Consider the following 16,368-nt stretch of genomic DNA (forward strand, 5'->3'; position numbering starts at 1 on the left):
TCCTTTTAGCCGATTGTTTGTAATAATAAATGAGCTAAAACTGGTGTCTGGTTGATAATCAACCGGGCCAGGCCGGAGTTGGCAATCTGCATCTGCCACCACCCCGCTGGCCACAACTGGGTAACCGCCAGAACCAGGAAAATAATGATGTAGCCGATTACCAGGGAAAGGGCCCCACCAGCAAGGCGATCCACCGTCCCGATAACGGGCACGCGCTTAATCCAGCGTAATTGGCGGATCCCCCAGTGACAGATGATGGAAACCGCGGTAAATACCAGGAGAAAGGCAATCCCCCGACTGAAAAAGGCACTCGTATCGACCGCCGAAAGAATCGCGCTTGAATAGGAGGCCTCGTCCGTAACGTTTGGTAAGAGGTGGCCTAACCATGTCCCGAGCATTGGTGCAACCGTCTTAGCGGCAAGCCAACTGACGATGTATGTCCCGGTGTACAGGACCATCATGATTAAACCCTTCCGGTGTCCATTTATAAAACAACCAATCAAAATTAAGATAATTAACGTGGTTAAAATCATTTTACCGCCCCACTAATCCGTGGGAGAATCCTCCCACAAGTATAAAGAGGCTTCTAGTGTTCGACGGTGCCGAGCGCTAGGAGCCCTTCTTTATTCTTTATTATCACCATAAATTTATGCGTTGAAATTACCGTCATCGTCAAGGAAGGTGTTCAGGACCTGCTCAACCATATCCCATTCCTTATCGTCTTCAATCGGGACAAGGTCTTGGCCGTCGCCGTCTTTGTTGTCAGCAACAATGTAGGCCTGAATATCCACCGAGTCATCATTTTCCTGTTCTGCAGGGTAAATAAAGATATAGGACTTGCCATAATCATCCGAATCGAAGGTGAACAGTTCCTTAAAGAGCTGTTCGTTACCATCCTCATCGATTAAGGTAATCAGGTTATCGTCGTTATTTTGCTTTTTACTCACTCTAATCATCCTTTATTTTAGTTTTTGTACTAGTCGACCGTGACGATCAAGGTAACTCTGCAGGATAAAGGTTGCGGCAACCTCGTCAATAACTTTTTTTTGCTTTGCCCGTGAGATATCGGCTTCCTCAACCAGCATCCGGTGGGCTTCAACCGTCGTTAAACGTTCATCCTGGTAGTCAACGGGAATATCAGGGAAACGCTTCTTTAACAGGTCACCGTAATGCTTGGAAGCGTCTACCCGGGGGCCTTCCGTGTTATTCATGTTCTTCGGCAGACCAAGAACAAAGCCAGCGACCTGTTCCTTGCTGACTAACTCAGCAACCCGGTCAATGCCAAAGACCTCTTCATCCTCATCAATGGGGATGATTTCCACCGCTTGTGCTGTCCAGCCCAAGGGGTCACTAACGGCAATCCCAACAGTCTTTGAACCAACGTCTAACCCCATTAACCTCATTTAGTCTCACCGTTATTCTTCAGGTACGACCGAACTAATTCCTCAATAATTTCATCACGTTCATGTTGACGAATTAGGTTCCGCGCATCATTTAACCGCGGAATGTATGCTGGATCTCCAGACAGCAGGTAACCAACGATTTGGTTAATCGGGTTGTAACCCTTCTCCTCTAAAGACTCGTAAACCGTCTTTAGCGTCTGCTTAATATCTTCTTGACGTTCTTGGCCGAAGTCAAAGAACATCGTCTTATCATTATTGGTAGTCATCAATCGTCACCTCCACGTAGTCTCTTAAGTGAATATTTTACTATAATAACTCATAAAGCACAATTATAGTGTTTCTTAGAAATTGCCTTTCTCTTGTCCGGCCCAACTAATTTTGGGGCCACCCATATACACAACGACAACCAGCCCCCCTAAAAAGCGCGAAAAGGCCTTTGGCATTCGTAAATTCCGAATGCCAAAGGCCTTTCATATTTAGTAGTTTACTTATTCAAATATTCCTTAGCCAGCTTGAGGGCGTCTTGGATTCCCTCTGGCTTCTTACCACCGGCTTGGGCGAGGTTTGGCCGACCACCGCCGCCACCGTTAATTGCCTTGGCAATGGCTTTGATCAGGTCACCGGCTTTTAAGCCATCCTTAACCTTATCATCACTAACCGCAACCAGCAGGTTAGCCTTACCGTTGTTCGCAGTCCCTAAGACAAGAACGTCGGAAAGCTTCTTTGCCCGCCAAGAATCAGCCAGTTGCCGCAACTGACCCATTCCAGCAACCTTGACTTCAGCAGCAATCAGTTTGCCACCCTTCGTTTCTTCAACGTTATCAAAGACGCTGTTGGCTTGTTGGGCAGCGATCTTGGCTTGCAGTGCCTCGACCTGCTTGTTAGCCTGCTTTAACTCGTCCTGGAGGCTAGCAACTTGATGAGGGACTTCCTTAATTTGGGCCACCTTCAGATCACTAGCAACTTCTTCCAGCATTGCGTTCCGCTTCTGCAGGAAGTCATAGGCATCACTCGAGGTGACCGCTTCAATCCGCCGAATGCCGGCACCAACGCCTCCTTCAGAAACAATCTTAAAGAGACCCAGTTCGTTAGTGTTCTTGACGTGGTCACCACCACAGAATTCGGTGTTGTAATCACCAATCTTAACAACCCGGACCTTATCACCGTACTTGTCGGAGAAGAGGGCGATGGCACCCATTTCCTTAGCGGAGTCAATATCAGTTTCAATGGTCTTGACCGGAATCTCCTTGAAGATCTGTTCGTTAACCATCTTTTCAACCGCAGCTAGGTCCTTGGCCGTAACCTGGCCAAAGTGGTTGAAGTCAAAGCGCAGGTAGTGCTCTTCAACTAAGGACCCGGCCTGTTGGGTGTGACCACCAAGGACATTCCGCAGTGCTTGGTCCAGCAGGTGGGTTGCCGTGTGGTTCTTTTCAATCTTCAAGTGACGAAGACGGTCCACAACCAGCTTGTAGCGGGCCCCCTTCTTCAGTGGGGACTTTAGTTCAACCCGGTGCAGGTTTTGTTGGTTTGGTGCGTGCTGAACATCGACAACCCGACCAACCGTGTTGCCATAGTTATCAATAATGTCACCAGTATCAGCAACCTGGCCCCCCATTTCGGCGTAGAATGGGGTCTTGTCGAAGATAACCTCGACATCATCGTCTCCTGGCTGGGCGCTGTCGGCCTGCTTGCCGTCATGGGCCAAGCCGATTACTTTGGCGTCATTAACCGTCAAGTCAGTGTAACCAACGTATTCGCTAGGGTCCTTAAATTCAGTCCACAGGTCGGTCTGAACACCCATCCCGTTATCCATGTCACGAGCATTCCGGGCCCGGTTTTGTTGTTCAGTCATTGCGGCTTCAAAGCCCTTTTGGTCAACGGTGAGCCCTTCGTCGGCAGCGTATTCCTTCGTCAACTCAATTGGGAAGCCATAGGTATCGTAGAGCTTAAAGGCGGTCCGCCCATCGATTTCATTCGTTCCATCCTTCTTGGCCTGTTCAATAACGTTATTCAACAGGTTAAGTCCACCATTCAGGGTCGCACTGAAGCGGTCTTCCTCGGACTTGATGACGGAGGAAATGTAGTCGGCGTTCTTCAAGACTTCTGGGTAGTAGTCCTGCATGATCTTACCAACGGTTGGGACCATCTTAGCTAGGAATGGCTTATCAATGCCCAACTTTTTGCCGGCAACAACTGCCCGCCGTAACAACCGCCGGATGACGTAACCCCGTCCCATGTTGGATGGCAGGGCCCCATCACCAATTGCAAAGGTGATCGTCCGAATGTGGTCCGCAATGATCTTAAATTGGATATCGTCAGCCTTGTTGGCTCCGTACTTCTTACCAGCGGAGAAGTCCTCCGTCTGCTTAATCAGCGGCATGAACAGGTCGGTCTCAAAGTTGGTTGGGGCGTTTTCAAAGATTGAAACGACCCGTTCCAGCCCCATCCCGGTATCAATGTTCTTGTGCGGCAGTGGTTCGTAGGTGTTTTCTGGTGTGTGGTTGAACTGACTGAAGACGATGTTCCAGATTTCCAGGTAGCGTTCGTTTTCACCACCAGGATAGTTTTCGGGATCATCATCTGCTAAATTGTTGAATTCCTGGCCACGGTCGTAGAAGATTTCCGTATCTGGGCCAGAAGGACCCTGACCAATGTCCCAGAAGTTATCTTCGTCCGGAATCAGGTGGTCCTTAGCAACCCCAACTTCACGCCACTTGTTATAAGCATCGTGGTCCTTTGGATAGTAAGTAATGTAAAGACGTTCGGGATCAAAGCCGAACCACTTGTCACTGGTCAGCAGTTCCCAAGCCCAAGGAATAACTTCATTCTTGAAGTAATCACCTACTGAGAAGTTCCCCAGCATTTCAAACATGGTGTGGTGCCGCGCCGTCTTACCCACGTTTTCAATATCGTTAGTCCGAATACTCTTTTGCGAAGATGTCATCCGCGGATTTTCCGGAACGACCTTCCCATCAAAGTACTTCTTCATTGTGGCGACCCCAGAGTTGATCCATAGCAAGGTTGGGTCATTGACTGGCACCAAGGATTGACTTGGCATAATCTTGTGGCCGTGTTCCTTAAAGAATTCCAGGTACATGCGCCGTACTTGCGCACTGTTAAGCTTCTTTAGCTCTTTCACTGTCCTCTTCCTTTCCAAAAACAAAATCCACCCTTGCTAACAGAGACGCCCAACTGACGCGGTACCACTCTGCTTGCAACGATGGATTTCGTTTACCTCTTTAATCCCGGTTAAACCGGGTTGTATTCAAATTGTTAAGAATGGGGAGCACCACTACAATACCCTCGACTGTCACAGCACCCCAGCCGTTTCTGAAAGTAGTATTTATAATGGCATATCCCAAACGAACCATATTATAGCGGACCCGCCAGAAAAAATCAACGGGCGTTTCGCTCCCGGCGGTGTTGACGTTGACGCTGCCGTTTAGCCTTCCGCATCTTATGACGCATCTCGAGCTTCCGCTTTTGCTGTTCATCCTCTTTGATTGCCCGCTTGATCCGCTTCTTGTAGCCCGGCTTGACATTTCGCTTGGTCTTCTTGACATAGCCCTTCATGGACGGATCAAGTTCTTCTTTCCGGTGCTTAAACTTCTTGCGCCGGTTCCGGTCATGGGTTGTGACAATGCGACCACCCTTTAATTCCTTAGGGACAAAGGTGATCCCCCGGTCTTCCAGCTTAGCGATCAGGTCGTCTTCGGCGGGCTCGTAAAGGGTAATTGCGGTTCCCTTCATCCCGTTGCGGCCTGTCCGGCCAACCCGGTGGACAAAGTACTCGAGGTCTGTCGGTAAGTCGTCATTGATCACCAAGGAGACCCCATCAATGTCGATTCCGCGGGCCGCCAGGTCGGTCGCCACGACATACTGGAAGTCGAGGTTACGAATCTGGCGCATTGTCCGCTTCCGCCGCCGGGGTTCAAGGCCCCCATGGATCATTGCCACCTTTAAGCCCTGTTCACTCAGGTACCGGGTCAGTTCTTCCACCCGTTCCTTGGTATTGGCAAATACCAGTGCCAGGTAGGGTTCACCCAGGGTCAAGAGACGGTAAATCAGCTGGTTCTTGTCCTTCCCCTTGGTAGACATTAACCAATTCTCAACATCGGGATTGATCACCGTTTCGGTCGGAATCTCTTCCATCACCGGATTCTTCATGTACTTTTTCAAAAATGGCCGCAGCTTTTGGGGAATCGTTGCCGAAAAAACCATCATCTGGAGGTCTTCCGGGAAGTGGCTGGCAATCTGGTCAACCTGCTCCAAGAATCCCATATCAAGGGTCATATCAGCCTCATCCACCACGAACATCGTTGCCGTGTGGATGTCAAGAAATTGGGACTTAATCAGGTCCAATACCCGACCCGGTGTCCCAATTACCAGCTGCGGTTGCTTGCGCTCCAGTTGGTCAATCTGGTGTTGCTTATCCGTACCACCGACATAGTTGTGAATTGTCAACGGTTGGTCAGCAAACTTATTCAGCTGCTTAGCCGCATTGTAGATCTGGTAAGCCAGCTCACGACTAGGCGTGGTAATCACCGCCTGGACACTTTGGTCATCTTCTTGAATGCGGGAAAAGATTGGCAAGAGGAAGGCGTGGGTTTTCCCACTCCCAGTTGCCGACTGACCGACAACGCTCTTTCCCTTCATAATTTCCGGAATTACCCTTTCCTGCACAGGTGTCGGGGTACGGAAGTTAATGGCCGTGACAGCCTTAACCAGGTAGGGTTTTAAATTAAAGTCGTTAAATGTTTCGTTTGACATTGTGATCCTCTCCTTACTTTTGGGTTTGGGTCAATTGGTCCAGTTCCGCAATTACCTGCTTAATCTCTGCCTCATCCTTGGCCTTGGCCCCACTAGCAAGCGGGTGGCCACCACCATCATGATGCTTTGCCAGCTCATTGATGACCGGTCCCTTTGACCGCAGGCGGATCCGGTAGTGACCGTCCTCTTGTTGGACAAAGATTGCCCAGGCGCTAACGTTTTTAATCCGGCCTGGTAACGAAACCACGGCCGACGTTCCCGCCTCAGTCAAGCCAAACTTCTTCAAGATTTCATCCGTCAAGACGACGTAAGCGGCCCCGTGCTCGAGGATTGTTAAGTGCTCGTAAACGAAAGCCGATAAGCGGGCAACTGGCAAACTAATCTCGTCCTCACGCCGGCTGATGGCCGCTGCATCGGCCCCTGCAGCCATCAGGGCACCAGCTACTAGCATTGTCCGCGGGGTCGTTGCCGGGTACAAGAAGCGGCCGGTATCACCAATGATCCCCGCGTACAGGGCGTGAGCTGCCTTCTTCGGGAGGGTCAACTCGTCAGCGAAGTGCTGGTAAAAGTCGTAGATCATCTCTGAACAACTCGATGCTTCCGGCTGGACCCACATTAAATCACCGAATGGCTCATCATTTGGGTGGTGGTCAATCTTGATCAGCTTGTCCCCGTTATTAAAGCGGCGGTCATCGATCCGGGGTGCATTAGCGGTATCCGTGACAATCACCAAGGCGTCGTCAAAGGTGGCACTACTGATGTCGTCCATCGTCCCAATCCAATCAAATCCCGGGATGTGGTTGCCAACCAGGTAAATTTGCTTGTAAGGAAACGATGCTTTGAGGATTTCTCCCAAGCCTACCTGGGAGCCAATTGCGTCCGGGTCGGGGCGCTGGTGACGGTGAATAATGATTTTGTTGTACTTTTTGATCTGCTTAAAGATTTCGCCAAGTTGATCAGCCATGATTATTTCTGCTCCTTAATTTTGAAATGTCTAACAATTAAGTATACCAAAAAAAGGCTTTTAACCAAAGTTTGATGATGCAAGCAAAAACCCGCTTCATTCGGATCAACCAAACAAAGCGGGTTATTTCGTTAAGCGATGGCGCTTAACAATATTGAATTATTACTTCTTGTCAACAGCGTGACCACCGAAGCCGTTCCGCAGTGCGGCAACGACCTTACCATCAAAGGTGTCTTCTTGCATTGACTTGAAACGAGCACAGAGGGCTTCGTAGATAACTGGTGTTGGAACGCTGTGGTCCATGGCGTCGGCAATTGTCCAGTGCGCTTCACCAGAACTGTGCATCCGACCTTGGATCTTTTCAAGGTGGGGATCCTTTTCAAAGGCATCTTCAGCCAGTTCCATCAGCCATGAACGAATTACTGAACCGTGGTTCCAAAGCTTAGCAACGGCTGCGTTGTCATAGTTGAAGTCAGAAGCTTCCAGAACTTCGAAACCTTCACCGATGGCTTCCATCATCCCGTATTCAACACCGTTGTGGACCATCTTCAGGTAGTGACCAGAACCGGCCTTACCAGTGTAAAGGTAACCGTCCTTTTGGGAAATACCTTCAAAGAGTGGACGAATCCGTTCAAAGACATCCTTGTCATCGCCACCGATCATGAAGTTACCACCTTCAAGGGCACCACGCCAGCCACCTGAAGAACCACAGTCAAAGTAGTGGATGCCCTTTTCCGTCAGCATCCGGTTGTGCTTTAAGGAATCCTTCCAGAAAGTGTTCCCACCGTCGATAACAACGTCGTCAGCAGAAAGCTTAGCGGCAAGTTGTTCCATCGTTGCATCAGTTGGCTTACCAGCTGGAACCATCACCCAGATTGTCCGTGGAGCAGCTAACTTTTCAACCATTTCATCAAGGGTAAAGGCAGTTTGGGCACCGTAAGAACCGGCTTCCTTAACTGCATCCTTGTTAAGGTCAAAAGCAACGACATCGTTGTCATTACGCAACATATTTTGAGCAAGGTGAATACCCATCTTACCCAAACCAATCAATCCAATTTGCATCTAAAATTCCCTCCTGTGATTTAACAGTCTTGTCAAAGAAATGCTGGCTTTGACAAGTGTAAAGAAACTAAAGGGCTTTCAAAAGAAAAACCCTTAACTAATCAACAGTTAAGAGTTTCGCACGTTTTCACAAATTAGTCAATTATTATTTTGCTTGCTCACCAGCATCGCTGTCGTCAGCCGGCTTGCTGTCGGCTTTTTCTTCCTCAGCCGGTTTTTCAGCAGGCTTTTCTGCAGCAGAATCTTCACTTGCTGTTTTCTTTTCAGCAGGCGCAGCGGTTGAGCTCTTTACTACCCGGGCAATTGCAACCATGTCGAAGGTCAAGTAAATTCCTTCACAATCTAAGGTGACTGTGCGGTCTTCCTTGTTGATGCTGTCAATCTTACCGTGGAGACGGCCGATGGTGACAACTTCGTCCCCCTTGTGCATGTCGTTCATCATCTCTTGGTGTTGCTTCCGTTGCTTCTGCTGTGGCCGAATCATGAAGAAGTACATTAAAGCAATCATCAGGATGATCAGGATAAAGCTGGAGAAGGTAGCACTAGAAGAAGATGCCCCCAACGTTAAGAAGTCTAAAATGTTCACGATTATTTCCATTCCCTTCAAAAATTTTCATATTCAACTTTAACAAACTTTCAGTAAAAAAGCTACTCTAGCTCGTCAATCGCCCATTCAGCAGCCAGGTTGTGAACCATGTCGGCGTTAATTGCCTGGTGAGCTGTTTCCGCAAGCTGGTTCAGGGTATAGAGGTTATGGGCCATCAAGAGGTCGTCGCCAAGAGCGGCCCCCTGTTCACATAGCTGGTGAAGGTAGGACCGGCTATACCCTGCCTGGCAAACTGGGCACTGACAATTGGCATCAATTGGTCGCTGGTCGCTAACAAAGTGCTGCTTGTCAAGATGGAGCCGGTTGGTCTGCACAAAGGCAACGTGGTGGTGAGCCTCCGCTACGGCACAGTCACTATCAACCAGGTCGTAACCCGCCAGCATCGCGAGCAGGGTCCCCTCCAACGAGTTGCTCCCGGTCAAGTAATGAGGCCCCTGCTCCGGCAGCATGGTCAACACTTCCCGCATCAGGCGTACCTGTTCGCGTAGTTTCACGTTATTGCCAATCCCCTTCACTGCATACCCAGCAAACGACTGGCGACTAGCTGCCTGGGCACTCATCATCCGGACCCGCTTTAGTCCGCCGCCGACGACCGACGCCAAGAGGCCATCCGATGGCGCTCCCAGCCAGGAGGCCGTCTGGATTGCTGCCGCTTTTAAATCGTCCACCGGTGCGTAGTAGTCACTCCAGCGGTCAAAGCTTGTCACAAAGTCACATCCCAGCTTTGCTTGCCATTCCATTGTCTCTTCAGGAGTGTAGAACTTTAACTGACCGGATTGGGGGTCGTGAAAGCGTACCCCATCCTTCTTCCGGCCCCGTGGTTTGGCCCACTGGTAGGCCCGGCTGGTACCCGGGTCACCGACGATTAATCCCGACCAGTGTAAACGCTGGTGGAGGTCACCAAACTCAGCGGCCTTCGTCCCACTTAACCAGTAGTCAAAGACCTCCTGCTTAATTGCCTGACCACCGAGATTGGCAATCTCTTTGGCCGGAAAGCTTTGCACGGTCAGCCCCGCATGAACCACTAGTGGTGTCTGCAGTACCTGTTTTTTGACCTGTAGCTGCCCTGTACGGCCTATCTCGCCCTGGTGCTTAATCGTAAAATTGACCTTTTCCATCATCGCTCCCCCTTTGAATCAGGGTAACTGATTCCTAAGTGCGCATAAGCCGCCGGCGTGACCATCCGCCCCCGCGGCGTACGGCTGATAAAGCCAATTTGCAAGAGGTAAGGTTCATACATCTCTTCGATGGTGCTCGTCTCTTCACCGATGTTAGCCGCAATCGTCTTCAGGCCAACCGGTCCCCCGTGGTAGTAGTTAATCATCGTCAAAAGCATTTTGCGGTCAACCTCGTCCAAGCCGTGGCTGTCAACCTGCAGTAGGTCAAGGGCCTGTTTAACCGTTGCCGAATCGATGCTGGGCTTTTTGGCTACTTGGGCGAAGTCACGGACCCGTTTTAAAAGGCGGTTAGCAATCCGGGGCGTTCCCCGTGACCGCAGGGCCAACTCGTGGGCGCCGACCTCTTCAATCTTGCTATTAAAGATCTTGGCAGACCGGAAAATAATCTGTTTTAGCTCGTCCTGGTTGTAGTAGTTCATGTGTTCAACAATTCCAAAGCGGTCACGCAGCGGTGCGGACAACATCCCCGCCCTTGTGGTAGCCCCAATCAGGGTAAACGGTGGCAGGGGGAAGTGCACTGGATGGGCGGTTGGTCCTTCGCCAACCACAATGTCAATGTAGTAGTCCTCCATTGCCGAATAGAGCATTTCCTCAACTACCTTGGGCAGGCGGTGAATTTCGTCAATAAAGAGGACATCCCCCGGTTGTAGTTCATTAAGCAGGGCAACCAGGTCCCCCGGCTTCTCAATCGCCGGGCCACTGGTGGTCTTAATGTTGACGTGCATCTCATGGGCAATTACCATCGCCAGCGTGGTCTTCCCTAAGCCGGGGGGACCGTACAATAAGACGTGGTCAAGTGCCTCTTCCCGCTCCCGGGCGGCTTCAATGTATACCCGGAGCTTCCCCTTCACCTGCTCTTGACCAATATAGTCATCCAGGGTTTGGGGACGGAGGGTCAATTCCATTTGCTCCTCGGCCTCGTCTTGGGCATGGTCGGATAAAACTTTATTTTTATTATCTTCGCTCACAGCAAAATCTCCTTAGTTGAGTAATCGTAAGGCACTCCGTAAGTACTCATCCGTCGTTTTCTGCTTACCTTGCAGGTGTTTTTTAACTTTCTTTACATCCCGTTCCTTGTAGCCCAGCGCCTTCAGTGCGGCTAAGGCATCGGCAAGGGCGGGATTTTCACCGGCCGCTTCCTCATCGGCACCTGCAAAGAGCGGCCCGGTAGTTGCCACCGCCGTGATCTTGTCCTCTAAGTCGAGGACAATCTGGGAGGCCGTCTTCTTCCCGATTCCCGGGAACTTGGTCAGGTAGCCGACGTTATTATTAGCAATGGCGTCGATCAGCCCCTGGTGGTCTGGATTGGCCAGGATCGCTAGTGCACTCTTGGGGCCAATCCCGGAAACGTTAATTAGCTGCATAAACAGTTGCTTTTCGTCCTGGTCATTAAAGCCAAAGAGGGAGATATCATCGTCGCGGACAGCTTGATAAACGTAGACCCGAACCTGCTTTTGGGGGTCTTCGTTAAAGCGATAAGGGTTAGCAACAAGTAGCTTGTAGCCCACCCCGTTAACGTCAATTACGATGTACTGGGGGGCAACGATACTAACCACCCCGGTTAAATATTCATACACTGAAACTACTCTCCTTTAGTTAAAAGTCGTGATCATCAAAATCATCCGCATACGGAACATGTGATTCCTGGATTCGTTTAAACATCTTCTCCAAGTCCCGGTCATTAAAGTGAACCGTCACTGGCCGACCGTGGGGACAGTTGAAGGGGTTCTCGCACTGGGGCAAGCGCCTTAACAGGGCCCGTGCTTCCCGGTCATCCAGGTGGTGGTTAGCCTTAATGGCCCGCTTACAGCTCATCATGATTGCTGTCTTCATACGGAATTGACGAACCGTTAACTTACCATCCTTGAGCAGCCAGTCAATCATTTCCTTGACCGTATCCTCTTCTTGCCCTTCCTTAAACCAGGTCGGGTGGGAACGGAGAAGAAAACTGTTCTGGCCAAAGGATTCCAGGTGAAGGCCGACACTGGCTAAAAGGTCAATGTGGTTGTTGATGTTCATCGCATCGACCGTTGAGTAGTTCAGTACCAGGGGAACCAGGAAGGTCTGCTGGTCCAGGCTCACCTGACCGATCTCCTTTCGGTACCGCTCGTAGTTGATCCGTTCCTGGGCCGCGTGCTGGTCCACAATGTAGAGACCGTCACTAGCCTGGGCTAATAGGAAGGTCCCCTGGAGCTGACCAATATACTGGAGGTCGGGAAAGCGTCCCTGGGCCTGGTCACTCTTGTCGTGAACATCCAGTTCCATGTTTTCGGCCTTAGTTGGTGTTGCCGGTTGAGTCTGCGGAGTATTTTCACCAAACGGTGCGACCGTGCCTTCATTTTGGTAGCGCGCATCGAACTCCCGCATTGGGGCGGAACTTAATTCGCCGGCCTTATGAATAATCACCGGGGCGCTAACTTCGCCATCGGTGTTCTCAGCGTGGGCCACCGCAGCCTTACGATCTTCCTTGCTGGGGGCATCTTCATCGGGAGCCGGTTGCGAAGCAGTAGCCGCGCTCGCCGGCTGCGGCTGGGCAACGTTGTATGGATGGGCGGCCTCCTTTAGGCGCCGTTGCAAATCATTCACCACGTCTGCGGACGGCGGTGTGAAAGCCTGCGCATCAACATCAGGAATCAGGTTCTCGGTAGCAATCCGGTCACGGATCGTCTGTGAAATCAGCTTGGTGAGCTGGGGCTCCTTGCTAAGACGCACCTCTCGTTTAGCGGGGTGGACATTAACATCGACCAAAACTGGGTCCAGGTCAATGTTGACCACCGCAATTGGGTAGCGCCCCACCATTAACTTCGATTCATACCCCTGGATAATCGCCTTTGTAAGCTCAAAGTTCCGGATATAACGGTGGTTGATCGTAATGGTGATGTACTGGCGCGAAGCCCGAGTCAGCTCCGGTAAGGAGACGTAACCCGTCACCTTAAAGTCATCGTCTTCCCCGCTGATTGGCAGCATTTTTCTTCCGGCCTGGATGCCATAGATTGCGGCAACCACTTGCTGGAGGTTACCGTTGCCAGCTGAACGAAAGATTTCCTTCCCGTTGTGGGTAAAGCTGAAGGCCACGCCAGGGTTGGCCAGTGCTAGCCGGTTGATGATGTCAGTAATCCGGGCCAGCTCGGTGTGGGGAGACTTTAAGTACTTTAAGCGGGCAGGGGTGTTGTAAAAGAGGTCGGTAACGCGGACGTCTGTCCCCCGCCGGGCCGGGGCGGGTTTGTTAGTGAGCGTTTCCCCACCACGGAGGTGGATCATCGTCCCCGCGTCTCTTCCCTCCTGGGCAGTAGTTAGTTCAACGTCTGCTACTGAGGCAATGCTGGGTAAGGCCTCACCACGAAAGCCCATCGTCTGTACCCGAAAGAGGTCCTTACGGCTACTGATTTTACTGGTGGCGTGCCGCCGAAAGGCCAGTGGCACGTCATCTTTTGCGATTCCAATTCCGTCATCGATCACCCGGATGCTATCAAGGCCGGCATTTTCAACAATGATATCAACCCGCTTGCTGTTGGCGTCCAGTGAGTTTTCGACTAGTTCCTTAACAATAGAGGCCGGCCGCTCAATAACCTCCCCAGCGGCAATCTGGTCCGCTAAGACACTGTTTAATTCGTGAATTTGCCCCATTCTGTCCACCTCACTTTAGCTTCTGCTGCAATTCATAGAGCTGGTTCATAACTTCCATCGGCGTCATCCCCATCAGGTTCAATTCCTTTAACTGGTGAAGGATCTTTTGGCCCTTGCGATTACTTTTACGGCTGGGTTGCGGTTGGAACAACTCCAGCTGACCATTTGATTCCACCGCCGGCGCCGCGGGCTTTTCTTGGGGTTGCGCTTCCTTGACCCGGTCTTTGTGATCGGCCTTTTTAACCGTCAGCTGAACATCCTGGTGTTCCAGTCCCTTCAAAATCTCATCGGCCCGATTCAACAGGGTTGTTGGCATGCCCGCTAACTTGGCAACGTGGATCCCGTATGATTTATCGGCCGGACCCGCACTAACCTTGTGCAGGAAAACCAGCTCGCCGTTCTTCTCGGTCGCCCCCACGTGGACGTTCTTTAACCGGGGTAAGGTCTTTTCCAGGCTGGTCAATTCGTGGTAGTGGGTCGAGAAAAGGGTCTTGGCACGGACGTGCTCATGCAGATATTCAATGATTGCCTGGGCAAGGGCCATCCCATCATAGGTGGCAGTTCCCCGGCCAATCTCATCAAAGAGGATCAGGCTGCGGTCGGTGGCGTGACTGAGGGCGTTATTGGCCTCCATCATTTCCACCATAAAGGTACTTTCCCCAGAAATCAGGTCATCAGCCGCCCCAATCCGGGTGAAGATCTGGTCAAAAATTGGCAATTCTGCCTGGCTGGCGGGCACAAAGCAGCCGATCTGGGCCATTACCGCGGTTAAAGCCAATTGCCGCATGTAGGTACTCTTCCCGGACATGTTAGGACCCGTAATGAGTAAAATATCCGTGTTGTCACCCATTTTGACGTCATTGGGGACGTACTCCTGGTGGCCCATAAACTTTTCAACAACCGGGTGGCGGCCATCCTTGATCTGCAAGTTATGGCCGGTGTTCATCTGTGGCCGGACAAAGTGGTAGTCTTCACTGACCACTGCGAAACTCTGCAAGACATCCAACTCAGAAAGGGCCTTAGCAAGCTTTTGGAGCCGTTTAATCTGCCCCTTCACCTGTTCGCGAATTTTGACAAAGAGGTCGTATTCCAGGGCTACCGACTTCTCCTGGGCCCCCAGGATGAGGGCCTCCTTTTCCTTTAGTTCTGGGGTAGAGAACCGTTCAGCGTTAACCAGGGTCTGCTTACGCTCGTAACGGTCCCGTGGAATCTTGTCGAGGTTAACCTTGGTGACTTCAATGTAGTAGCCGAAGACGTGGTTGTAACCGATCTTCAGGTTATTAATCCCGGTAACCTGCCGTTCCTGGGTCTGCAGGTCGGCAATCCACTGCTTGCCATTGTTCATGGCGTCCCGGTATTTATCAAGTTGGTCGTTATAGCCATCCTTGATCACCCCACCGTCAGTGACCGCAATTGGTGGTTCTTCCACAATCGCCTGGTCAATCAGGCCAGCAATATCACTCAACGGATCTAGACGGGTAGTCAGATTTTCAAAGGCCGGTGAATCAAGGGTTTCTAAGACGTACTTGATCTTGGGAACCTGCTGGAGGGAGGTCTTTAGCTGGATCAAGTCCCGACCATTGACACTTCCGTAGGCGACCCGGCCAGCCAGCCGCTCAAGATCATAAACCTTGATCAGCTCCTGCTGGATATTGCTTCGCTCAAAGTAGTGGTTTAGCAGCTCCTCAACCTTATCCTGTCGTTCTGCAATTGCCTGGGGGTCAATCAACGGACGGTCAATCCACTGCTTCAAAAGTCGGCTCCCCATGGCAGTCTTCGTTTCATCGAGGAGCCAGGACAGGGTTCCCTGGCGCTTCCCGCTACGCATGTTCGTCATTAATTCCAGGTTAGTTTTGGAATAGTGGTCAATCTTCATGAAGGCGTTAGCGCGGTAGGAAATGGCCCGTTGCATGTGCGCAAGTGATCGTTTCTGGGTCGTCAGCAGGTAGGACACCAGGAGACTGACAACGTATTTCTGCCCCTCATCCTGGAGGTCCTGGGTCAGGTAACTAATCTCCGCTTGCTTGAGAATCTTTTCCTGCTTGGATAGGAGGATGTGCCGCTTCTTGAAGGCTGCTAACAGTTCGTCCGGCAGGTCACCAGCGCTGACAACTTCCTTACTCTGCAAGTTGATTAACTCATTTAAGACCCCGTTGACACTATCAAAGGTGGTGGTCTTCAACTCCCCCGTCGAGAGGTCTGTGTAGGCCAGGCTAAACTGGCCATTTTTTTCACTAATTGCCGTCAGGTAGTTATTGTTACGGGCCTGATCACCGTTCAAATCCATCTGGGTTCCCGGAGTCACCAGTCGGGTTACCGCCCGCTTTACCATTCCCTTAGCCTTCTTGGGGTCCTCCATTTGCTCGCAGATGGCAACCTTATACCCCTTATCAATTAAGATATCAACGTAACTATCAACCGCCCGGTGTGGAACCCCACACATGGGAATCGGGTTCTTCGCACTGTGGTTCCGGGTGGTCAGCGTTAGTTCCAACAGCTGGGCCCCCTTGACCGCATCATCATTAAAAAGCTCATAAAAGTCTCCGAGACGGTAAAAAAGGAAGGCGTCCGGGTACTGGTCCTTCACTTTTTGGTACTGTTCCATCATCGGTGTTAATTTTTTGGCCACAAAGGTTCACCTCATTAATAAATTTCACTCATACGTCCATATTCACACAGTCTAATTATATTTTTTGCCCCTGACCAGTGCAAGCTTCCGGGGATAAACTGCCTTTACTTTAAACTCAAAAGAGGCTG

At 50.9% G+C, this 16,368-nt stretch carries 14 protein-coding genes; all 14 read right to left on the bottom strand.

Annotated elements, in window-relative coordinates:
- Positions 1–5: 5 nt before the first annotated feature.
- Positions 6–533: a CvpA family protein gene (locus QOS01_RS01790; protein ID WP_283620837.1), complete on the bottom strand. Its 528-nt coding sequence runs from the start codon at positions 531–533 to the stop codon at positions 6–8.
- Positions 534–647: 114 nt separating this feature from the next.
- The gene (locus QOS01_RS01795; protein ID WP_047770305.1) at positions 648–956 is read right to left on the bottom strand and encodes a DUF1292 domain-containing protein; all 309 of its coding nucleotides are present in this window, start codon (positions 954–956) and stop codon (positions 648–650) included.
- A gap of 3 nt (positions 957–959) precedes the next feature.
- Positions 960–1,403, bottom strand: coding sequence for a Holliday junction resolvase RuvX (gene ruvX / locus QOS01_RS01800; RefSeq protein ID WP_283620838.1), 444 nt, complete (start codon positions 1,401–1,403; stop codon positions 960–962).
- Positions 1,400–1,669, bottom strand: a complete 270-nt coding sequence (locus QOS01_RS01805) for an IreB family regulatory phosphoprotein (RefSeq protein ID WP_047770297.1) — start codon at positions 1,667–1,669, stop codon at positions 1,400–1,402. Before QOS01_RS01805 ends, ruvX begins: the two co-directional genes overlap by 4 nt.
- Positions 1,670–1,887: 218 nt before the next feature.
- On the bottom strand, positions 1,888–4,542 hold the full coding sequence (alaS, locus tag QOS01_RS01810; RefSeq protein ID WP_283620839.1) for an alanine--tRNA ligase: 2,655 nt from the start codon (positions 4,540–4,542) through the stop codon (positions 1,888–1,890).
- 257 nt (positions 4,543–4,799) lie between these two features.
- The gene (locus tag QOS01_RS01815; RefSeq protein ID WP_283620840.1) at positions 4,800–6,173 is read right to left on the bottom strand and encodes a DEAD/DEAH box helicase; all 1,374 of its coding nucleotides are present in this window, start codon (positions 6,171–6,173) and stop codon (positions 4,800–4,802) included.
- Positions 6,174–6,186: 13 nt separating this feature from the next.
- Complete coding sequence (locus tag QOS01_RS01820; protein WP_283620841.1) at positions 6,187–7,137, bottom strand: DHH family phosphoesterase; 951 nt, start codon at positions 7,135–7,137, stop codon at positions 6,187–6,189.
- 162 nt (positions 7,138–7,299) lie between these two features.
- Positions 7,300–8,199 (bottom strand): phosphogluconate dehydrogenase (NAD(+)-dependent, decarboxylating), encoded by a 900-nt coding sequence (gnd, locus tag QOS01_RS01825; protein WP_283620842.1) that lies wholly within the window; start codon positions 8,197–8,199, stop codon positions 7,300–7,302.
- A 145-nt stretch (positions 8,200–8,344) separates the two neighbouring features.
- On the bottom strand, positions 8,345–8,797 hold the full coding sequence (gene yajC, locus QOS01_RS01830; protein ID WP_283620843.1) for a preprotein translocase subunit YajC: 453 nt from the start codon (positions 8,795–8,797) through the stop codon (positions 8,345–8,347).
- A gap of 50 nt (positions 8,798–8,847) precedes the next feature.
- Positions 8,848–9,924: a tRNA-guanine transglycosylase gene (locus QOS01_RS01835; protein WP_283620844.1), complete on the bottom strand. Its 1,077-nt coding sequence runs from the start codon at positions 9,922–9,924 to the stop codon at positions 8,848–8,850.
- Positions 9,924–10,952 (bottom strand): Holliday junction branch migration DNA helicase RuvB, encoded by a 1,029-nt coding sequence (ruvB, locus tag QOS01_RS01840; protein WP_283620845.1) that lies wholly within the window; start codon positions 10,950–10,952, stop codon positions 9,924–9,926. The genes QOS01_RS01835 and ruvB overlap by 1 nt, the downstream gene beginning before the upstream one ends.
- A 12-nt stretch (positions 10,953–10,964) precedes the next feature.
- Positions 10,965–11,561 (bottom strand): Holliday junction branch migration protein RuvA, encoded by a 597-nt coding sequence (gene ruvA / locus QOS01_RS01845; protein WP_283620846.1) that lies wholly within the window; start codon positions 11,559–11,561, stop codon positions 10,965–10,967.
- Positions 11,562–11,580: 19 nt separating this feature from the next.
- Positions 11,581–13,611: a DNA mismatch repair endonuclease MutL gene (gene mutL, locus QOS01_RS01850; RefSeq protein WP_283620847.1), complete on the bottom strand. Its 2,031-nt coding sequence runs from the start codon at positions 13,609–13,611 to the stop codon at positions 11,581–11,583.
- Positions 13,612–13,621: 10 nt separating this feature from the next.
- Positions 13,622–16,240 carry a DNA mismatch repair protein MutS gene (gene mutS / locus QOS01_RS01855; protein ID WP_283620848.1) on the bottom strand — a complete coding sequence of 873 codons (2,619 nt, stop codon included), beginning with the start codon at positions 16,238–16,240 and terminating at the stop codon, positions 13,622–13,624.
- Positions 16,241–16,368 lie beyond the last annotated feature (128 nt).

Source organism: Limosilactobacillus avium (assembly GCF_947381485.1).
Classification (GTDB): domain Bacteria; phylum Bacillota; class Bacilli; order Lactobacillales; family Lactobacillaceae; genus Limosilactobacillus; species Limosilactobacillus avium.

Excerpts from the sequence above, each read along its gene's own strand:
- gnd (WP_283620842.1), bottom strand. The coding sequence starts at position 8,199 with ATGCAAATTGGATTGATTGGTTTGGGTAAGATGGGTATTCACCTTGCT.
- QOS01_RS01790 (WP_283620837.1), bottom strand. The coding sequence starts at position 533 with ATGATTTTAACCACGTTAATTATCTTAATTTTGATTGGTTGTTTTATA.
- ruvX (WP_283620838.1), bottom strand. The coding sequence starts at position 1,403 with ATGAGGTTAATGGGGTTAGACGTTGGTTCAAAGACTGTTGGGATTGCC.
- mutL (WP_283620847.1), bottom strand. The coding sequence starts at position 13,611 with ATGGGGCAAATTCACGAATTAAACAGTGTCTTAGCGGACCAGATTGCC.
- QOS01_RS01795 (WP_047770305.1), bottom strand. The coding sequence starts at position 956 with ATGATTAGAGTGAGTAAAAAGCAAAATAACGACGATAACCTGATTACC.
- QOS01_RS01820 (WP_283620841.1), bottom strand. The coding sequence starts at position 7,137 with ATGGCTGATCAACTTGGCGAAATCTTTAAGCAGATCAAAAAGTACAAC.
- QOS01_RS01815 (WP_283620840.1), bottom strand. The coding sequence starts at position 6,173 with ATGTCAAACGAAACATTTAACGACTTTAATTTAAAACCCTACCTGGTT.
- yajC (WP_283620843.1), bottom strand. The coding sequence starts at position 8,797 with ATGGAAATAATCGTGAACATTTTAGACTTCTTAACGTTGGGGGCATCT.
- QOS01_RS01805 (WP_047770297.1), bottom strand. The coding sequence starts at position 1,669 with ATGACTACCAATAATGATAAGACGATGTTCTTTGACTTCGGCCAAGAA.
- QOS01_RS01835 (WP_283620844.1), bottom strand. The coding sequence starts at position 9,924 with ATGGAAAAGGTCAATTTTACGATTAAGCACCAGGGCGAGATAGGCCGT.